General features: G+C 65.0%; 6 protein-coding genes and 1 pseudogene. 5 read left to right on the top strand and 2 right to left on the bottom strand.

Features of this window, described 5'->3' with window-relative positions; all coding sequences use genetic code 11:
• Positions 1-221: hypothetical protein (locus ABIC78_RS10400; protein ID WP_354489477.1), on the top strand; the 221-nt coding region annotated here is incomplete at its 5' end.
• Here ABIC78_RS10400 and ABIC78_RS10395 read toward each other — a convergent pair.
• Positions 216-500: a hypothetical protein gene (locus ABIC78_RS10395; protein WP_062786745.1), complete on the bottom strand. Its 285-nt coding sequence runs from the start codon at positions 498-500 to the stop codon at positions 216-218. The genes ABIC78_RS10400 and ABIC78_RS10395 overlap by 6 nt on opposite strands.
• A gap of 97 nt (positions 501-597) precedes the next feature.
• Between ABIC78_RS10395 and ABIC78_RS10390 the strand changes: the two are divergent.
• The 4 genes and pseudogenes from ABIC78_RS10390 to ABIC78_RS10375 form a co-directional block, all read left to right on the top strand.
• Positions 598-1,373, top strand: a pseudogene (locus ABIC78_RS10390) (IS5 family transposase); the annotation flags it as partial.
• A gap of 566 nt (positions 1,374-1,939) precedes the next feature.
• Positions 1,940-2,296, top strand: coding sequence for a hypothetical protein (locus tag ABIC78_RS10385; RefSeq protein ID WP_354489475.1), 357 nt, complete (start codon positions 1,940-1,942; stop codon positions 2,294-2,296).
• Positions 2,297-2,624: 328 nt separating this feature from the next.
• The gene (locus ABIC78_RS10380) at positions 2,625-5,012 is read left to right on the top strand and encodes a membrane-bound PQQ-dependent dehydrogenase, glucose/quinate/shikimate family (RefSeq protein WP_354489473.1); all 2,388 of its coding nucleotides are present in this window, start codon (positions 2,625-2,627) and stop codon (positions 5,010-5,012) included.
• Positions 5,013-5,067: 55 nt separating this feature from the next.
• Positions 5,068-5,517 (top strand): DUF3429 domain-containing protein, encoded by a 450-nt coding sequence (locus ABIC78_RS10375; protein ID WP_354489470.1) that lies wholly within the window; start codon positions 5,068-5,070, stop codon positions 5,515-5,517.
• Positions 5,518-5,541: 24 nt separating this feature from the next.
• Here the strand turns inward: ABIC78_RS10375 and ABIC78_RS10370 are convergent, their stop codons facing one another.
• Positions 5,542-6,807: an MFS transporter gene (locus tag ABIC78_RS10370; RefSeq protein ID WP_354489468.1), complete on the bottom strand. Its 1,266-nt coding sequence runs from the start codon at positions 6,805-6,807 to the stop codon at positions 5,542-5,544.
• Positions 6,808-6,928: the final 121 nt, after the last annotated feature.

The raw sequence follows: 6,928 nt of genomic DNA, 5'->3' as shown, positions 1-6,928 counted from the left end.
TCGGGACCGGCTACGGGCTACGCCCTGCGCCGGTCCCGACACACCGGATTCTCATCTTGATTGTCGCGCTTTCTCATCCAGATCGTCGCGCGACACATTTCCGCGCGTTATCCACCCCACTCCACTGGGGTTCAGCATTGAGTGCACAGCAATGGCCTCAAAAGCATGGGACATTAGGCGGCGTGGACAAATTGGCGCTTGAAGCGGACTATCGGTTATGACGGTTGCGCTGAACGGACGATGTTGACCAGAGCAAGGTCATCCATGACCGTTGCGCTCCAGCACCAAACACCTGTTAGTCCAGTCAGGGGCACAATATGGCTGTACAACTCATCGCAGGCGGCTTGTGCGATGTGATCCGATGCCCCCTCGATCGGCTGTTCTTTGCGCAGCAGGGTGGCCCATTCGACCAGTGCTTTTTCGTGATCGATGGCAAGGACTTGGGAGACGTATGTCCCGCCCTCGTATTCGCAGATGAATGTGAAGAGGTCCGATGCCATATGGCAGGCATATATGGTTCGGATCGCTATCGCCACCGGATCTATAGCTGACGCTGCCACCAAGCCTTGATTCAAGGCTGCTTTTTTGGAGGCAGGCTTGAGCAGGGGCGATCTTACAGAAGCGGAATGGCGTGTTCTGAAGGGCTTATTGCCCATCGAGCCTGCAAACCGTGGCCGAGGCATGCCGCCCGAGCAGAACCGCTCCATCATCAATGGCATCCTGTGGCGCCTCCGCTGCGGCGCTCCGTGGCGCGATGTCCCGCCCAAATATGGCAGTTGGAACACCATCTATAGCCGGTTCCGGCGGTGGAGCGAGGCCGGGGTCTGGGAGGCCGTCGCCGTGACGCTGGCCGAGATCATGGCGGACAGCGGCCACTACAGCATCGACAGCACCACCGTTCGCGCCCATGTTTCGGCAGCGGGCGGAAAGGGGGGACTCATCGACGCGCTCTTGGCCGCTCGCGGGGCGGGTTCACCAGTAAACTTCACTGTCTGGCTGATGCCCATGGACGGCCAGTCGCCTTCCACCTGACGGGCGGCGAGGCGGCGGATTGCAAGGCCTATGATGATTTGATCGACCTGCCTGAGCAGGCACCCGATGCCTTCCTTGCGGACAAAGGCTATGACGCCGATGCCATCCGCGCCGATCTCGCCGAGCGAAAGATCAAGGCAGTCATCCCCGGCCGGTCAAACCGCCGCGTGAAGATCGAATATGATCGGGCGCTCTACAAGCAGCGCAATCGCATCGAGTGTATGTTCGGCCATCTCAAGATCAACCGCGCCATCGCCACCAGATACGACCAACTGGCAAACAGCTTCCTCGGCATGGTCCATCTCGCCACAACCAGATACTGGCTCAAATTTGTCCACAGCGCCCGGCTGGAGGCAAAAACCGCCAGTTCAAGGAGGCGAGGAAGCACAATATCGGGAATATTGTGCGACGAGCCGACGCGGAAATGACGATTTTAGGTCCAGCCCCGAAGGGGTTGTGGAATTTGTTCACGCCGCCGAACTGGCGGCTACCAGGTTTGCTCGTGGAACGGCGGATTGTGGTCAACGGGATTGTCGACATGTCACGCCAGCTGGCGGCCACCCTCGCGATTTGCTCGGACGGTGCGATGCCCTCAACGTCGATTCACAGCCGATCCGCGCGCCGATCAGCGGGAATGGCGTCAGACTGCAGTTGTCGTTTTGACGGTTCCGTTGCACGCACGTGCTTTGCCCCCGGTACACATTCAGCGAGCCGCTGACTCCGTAGGTTGGCCGGCGATATGGCCCCAGGGCGACGGGGACGGGCGGACAGCTTTCTTTAGCCCATCGCCTGCAGCTTGCGTCTCAATGTAAAGCGCGTCACCGATAGGCCGAACTAATCCCAGACTACCGATCGCAATGCCGATTCGGCCCAGGCCGCCCTAATCAACGCAGTGATTGAGAAGGCCGTGCCCGCGCTGATCGCCACACGCGATGCGCTTGATCGCTTCCACGCGATGATGCGCTCGAAGGAGAAGGCACGGCTCGATCCGTGGATCGCCATGGCGGCGAAGACCAAGCTCGCTGCGTTCGCCGCTAGCGTCGAGGCCGACAAGGATGCGATGGCCGCCGCGATCTCGACGCCGCGGTCCAGCCGTCAGGTCGAGGGCAAGGTCAACCGCTTAAAGGTCATCACGCGCCAGATGGTACTGGGCGCGCCAAAATCGACCTGCTCAAAGCCAGGGTTATGGCGCCAACATGAGCCGAATTGCACGGAATGTGCGTCAAACCAAATTTGCACGCCGTGTGACACGATGTCGGTGTGAGAAGCGTAAGTGCAATCGTTGATGAATCGTATAAAAGTAGCTCGGCCCATCATATTCGATGATGCAGCGGCCCCAGGTTCCGGCGCCACTATCCTACAACTGTATCTTCACGGTCCGGACTCCGTAATAGTTACGCTGCGCCCTCGGCGGGGTGAGTCGATGGCACCAAGAACTCAAACCTCCCCAAGAAAATTTTGAGGGTATCGCTTAGGGTACCATGCAGAAGATCGCTGCCAAAAAAGTGGCAGAATTGAGGGATAAATGGGTGCAAATACGAGTTCTCTCCTGGCGCCCCATAACCACCGGCGAAGACAGGGAAACAGCAGCAATGGCCAAGACTTCCAAGCTCCTGGCGATCATGGCGATCGTCCTGGCCCTGTGCGGCATGGTGCTGTTGGGCGGGGGATTGTGGCTTGCGATCGAAGGCGGCAGTTGGTTCTATGCCCCGGCGGGGCTGGCCCTTATCGCCTGCGCCGTGCTGCTGTGGCGGCGCCAGGTGGCGGCGCTGCACCTCTATGCCGCGCTGGTGGTGGCCACGCTGGCTTGGGCACTGGTGGAAATCGGGCTGGACTGGTGGGCGCTGGTGCCGCGTGGCGACGTGATCTTTATCCTCGGCGCCCTGCTGTTGCTGCCCTGGATCACACGGCGGCTGGTGCCCGCCCGGCCGGGCTGGTGGCGCAATGCCGGGCCGCTGGCGCTCGCCCTGATCCTGGCCGGCGCGATCGGCCTTGCCGCCATGCTGCGCAGCCCGCACGAATGGGACGGCGCCCTGCCCGGTGCGCGTGGCGCCGCGCCGGCATTGGCCGCCGGCACCGACGCCGGGGACTGGCTGGCCTATGGCCATACCTGGGCCGGCACCAAGTGGTCGCCGCTCGCGCAACTGACCCCGGCCAATGTCACCGGACTCAAGCAGGTCTGGCGGATGGACACCGGCGACAGCCGCCGCCCGGGGGACCCGGAAGAAATCACTTATGAACTCACCCCGATCAAGGTCGGCGATACGCTCTATGCCTGCACCCCGCACAATATCGTGCTGGCGCTCGACGCCGAAACCGGGGCAGTGCGCTGGCGCTATGATCCGCACATGCAGGTGCCCAGCCATGTTCAGCACCTGACCTGCCGGGGCGTATCGTATCACGATGCCAACTGGCCCGGCGCCACGCGCAGCGCCGATGGATCGTGCCAGCAACGGATCATCATGGCCACGGCCGATGCGCGGCTGATCGCGCTCGATGCCCACACCGGCCGCCTGTGCCCCGGCTTTGGCAAGGGTGGCGCGGTCAACCTTGCCGTCACCGGCCCCGGCCTCAAGCCCGGTTGGTTCCAGTTCACCTCGGCCCCGCTGGTGACGCGCGGCCTCGTCGTGGTGGGCGGGGCGATCTATGACAACGCATCGATCCATATGCCCTCGGGCGCGATCCAGGCGTTTGACATCGCCACCGGCAAGCCGGTGTGGGCGTTCGATCCCGGCCGGCCGGAAGACACAGCGCCCCTGGGCCCCAACCATCCCCCCGTGCCCTCCACCCCCAACAGCTGGAGCACGGCGGCGGCCGACGAAGACCTTGGCCTCATCTATCTGCCGATGGGCATGGGCGCGATCGACCAGTGGGGCGGCAACCGCCCGCCCAATACCGAGCGCTTTGCCACCTCGATCCTGGCGCTCGACATCAAGACCGGCCAGGCGCGCTGGGTGTTCCAGACCGTGCACCACGATTTGTGGGACATGGACGTGCCGGCCCAGCCCGCGCTGGTTGACCTGACCATTCCCGGCAAGGGCCGCGTGCCCGCGCTGGTCCAATCGACCAAGACTGGCAATATCTTCGTGCTCGATCGCCGCACCGGCTTGCCCGTCCAGCCCGTGCACGAAATGCGCGTGCCCAGCGGCGCGGCGCCAGGCGATTTCACCTCGCCTACCCAGCCGGTTTCGGCCATCTCGCTGATGCCGCCGCGCATTCGCGAGGCAGACATGTGGGGCGCCACGCTGTTTGACCAGATGGCCTGCCGCATCGCCTTTCGCCGCTATCGCCACGAAGGGCCGTTCACCCCGCCCTCGACCCGCGGCACATTGGTGTTTCCCGGTAATTTCGGGGTGATGGATTGGGGCGGCCTCGCCATCGATCCGGTACGTCAGGTGGCCTTTGCCCACCCCAACTACATGGCCTTTGTCGATCGCCTGATCCCGCAGCGGCCGGGCGCCGGCAATGGCAAGGACGGGCCGGCCGGTGCATCGGATCGTGGCGGTTCGGCCGAACATGGCTTCAACCCCAATGCTGGCGCGCCGTTCGCCGTGTCGATGGGGCCGTTCCTCTCGCGCCTTGGCCTGCCGTGCCAATCACCGCCGTGGGGCTATGTCGCGGGGATCGATCTTGTCACCGGCAAGGTGGCATGGCGCCATGCCAATGGCACGATCCGCGATGAAACGCCGCTGCCCATTCCGCTCAAGCTGGGCGTGCCTTCGCTGGGCGGCCCGATGATGACCGGCGGCGGGCTCTCGTTCATGGCCGCCTCGCTCGACTATTACCTGCGCGCCTATGACACCACCACTGGCCGCGTGCTGTGGCGCGCCCGCCTTCCCGCCGGCGCCCAGGCCACGCCGATGACCTATCGCTCTCCGGCCAGCGGGCGGCAGTTCGTGGTGGTGGTGGCCGGCGGCCATGGCTCGCTCGGCACCCGGCTGGGCGATTCCATCATCGCCTATGCCTTGCCGAAATCCTGATCTCGCCTGAAAGGGCAGCTTGCCGGGGATGGCGGGAATGGTGCTTTGCTCGGCCATGTCGACCGTTGTCCTGCCCCGCCCGCTCGTTGTCCTTGGCCTTGCCGGCATTGCGCCGCAGGCGTTCTGCCTGTTGATGGTGCTCCATGGTGGCGAGGATCGCTGGACTGCGCTGGCCGCCGCGTGCTGCTATGCCGCGCTGATCCTGTCGTTTCTGGGCGGATTGTGGTGGATGGCCGGCATGCTGGCCGGGGTGAAGGAAGCCTGGTTCCACGTCTTGGCCGTGGTGCCCAGCCTGATCGGCTGGGCCATGCTGCTGCCCTGGTGCGTCGGCGCCCCTTGGCCACGGCCGGAACTGATGACGCTCGGCCTGCTGATCCTGGCCAGCCCGCTGGCAGACCGCGCGCTGGCGCGGCACGTGCAGTGGCCGGCAGGATGGCAGAGGCTGCGGTTGATGATGGCAACCGGGCTGGGGCTGCTGACAATGGCGATCGGGCTGTTGGCCTGACCGCATCCCGGATCGCGGCGCTGTTCAGGCCGGCTCTTCGTCCACGCGGTCTGTGGGATAGGCGCCCAGCGTTCCCAGCAGCGCCGCAGCGGCAACAAAGCAGGCGATACCGCCGAAAATTGCGCCGTCATAGCTGTTCGTCAAGTCGAACGACCAGCCCGCCAGCGGCGCGCCCAGGGCTGCGCCCAGCGAAAAGCAGGACATGAGCAGGCCATAGATCGCGCCGTAGGCCCGCATCCCGAAATAGCGGCTCGTCAGGTAGGCAACCAGATCGGTCTCGGCGCCGGCGGCAAACCCCAGCAGCAGGATCGCCAAGGCCGTCATCGGCAGCGATGGCCCTGCCAGGAACAGCAGCGCCAACGCAGCGGCGGGCATCAGCAGGACGCAGCGCGCCACCAGGGTGCCCGGCAGCAGATCGAGCAGCAGGCCAATCACCACGCGCCCGACGATAACCGAAATCCCAAGCGATCCTGCCATCTTGGCGGCAAGGCCAGGGGTAAGACCGTGGTCAGCCAGGAATGGCACGAGGTGAACGGTCGCGCCCGACTGGGCCACGATCAGAAGGAACACGCCGATGGCAATCTGCCAGAACTGGCGCGAGCGCAGTGCCTGCTGGCGCGTCAGGCCAGAACGGGGATGCGGCACGGCGTCGCTGCGCCCTGACGGGCCTTCGCGCAGGCCGGCCGCGACCACCGGCATGACCACCAGCACGACCACGCCCGCCATCGCCAGATAGCCGCCGCGCGGCCCCCAGATGGCGATAACCGCGGCCAGCAGCGGCGGCGCCGTCAGCGCGACAAGCCCAGTGCCCAGCAGCGTGAGGCCCAACGCCAAGCCGCGCCCGCGATCGAACAGCAGTGCGATCGGGCGCGTCCACGTGATCGGCGTGGTGCCAACCCCCAGAAATGCCAACGCGATCCAGGCCGCATAGAAGGCCGGCAGCGAGCCGAGCGCAGCGGCCAGCAAGGCAAAGCCGACGGCAAGGCCTGCCAGCGACACCAGCGCGATGCGGCGCACGCCGAGCCGGTCGATCGCCGTTCCCAGAAACGGCGAGAGCAGGATTGCGCCCAGGCTGAGGCAGGTCATGCCCAGCCCGATCTGGCCGCGCGACCAGCCGTAGGCGGCGGAGAGCGGCGCAATGAACAGGCCGAAACTGTAGAACGGTAGCCCGGTGGTACCCACGCCCACGCCAAGCGCGGCAGCCAGCACGCTGCTCCACCCGCGGCGAAATTCCGACAGAGCCGATGGCGTTGCCGTCACCTGCGGTTTTGCTGCAACGCGCTGATCCATGTACCGCCTGCTCCTGTGCCGTTTGCCAGCTGATCCTAGGAAAATGTTGCCGCAACGCAACATCACCTACGCGCGGCTGATCGCCAGTCGGAGAGTCTTGCGCAAGCATCGGGCCTTCGCG

Source organism: Novosphingobium sp. 1529, from assembly GCF_040544855.1.
GTDB classification, from domain to species: domain Bacteria; phylum Pseudomonadota; class Alphaproteobacteria; order Sphingomonadales; family Sphingomonadaceae; genus Novosphingobium; species Novosphingobium capsulatum.
Note: the sequence above shows the minus strand (reverse complement) of the source record. Positions and strands in the feature narration are given on the sequence as shown.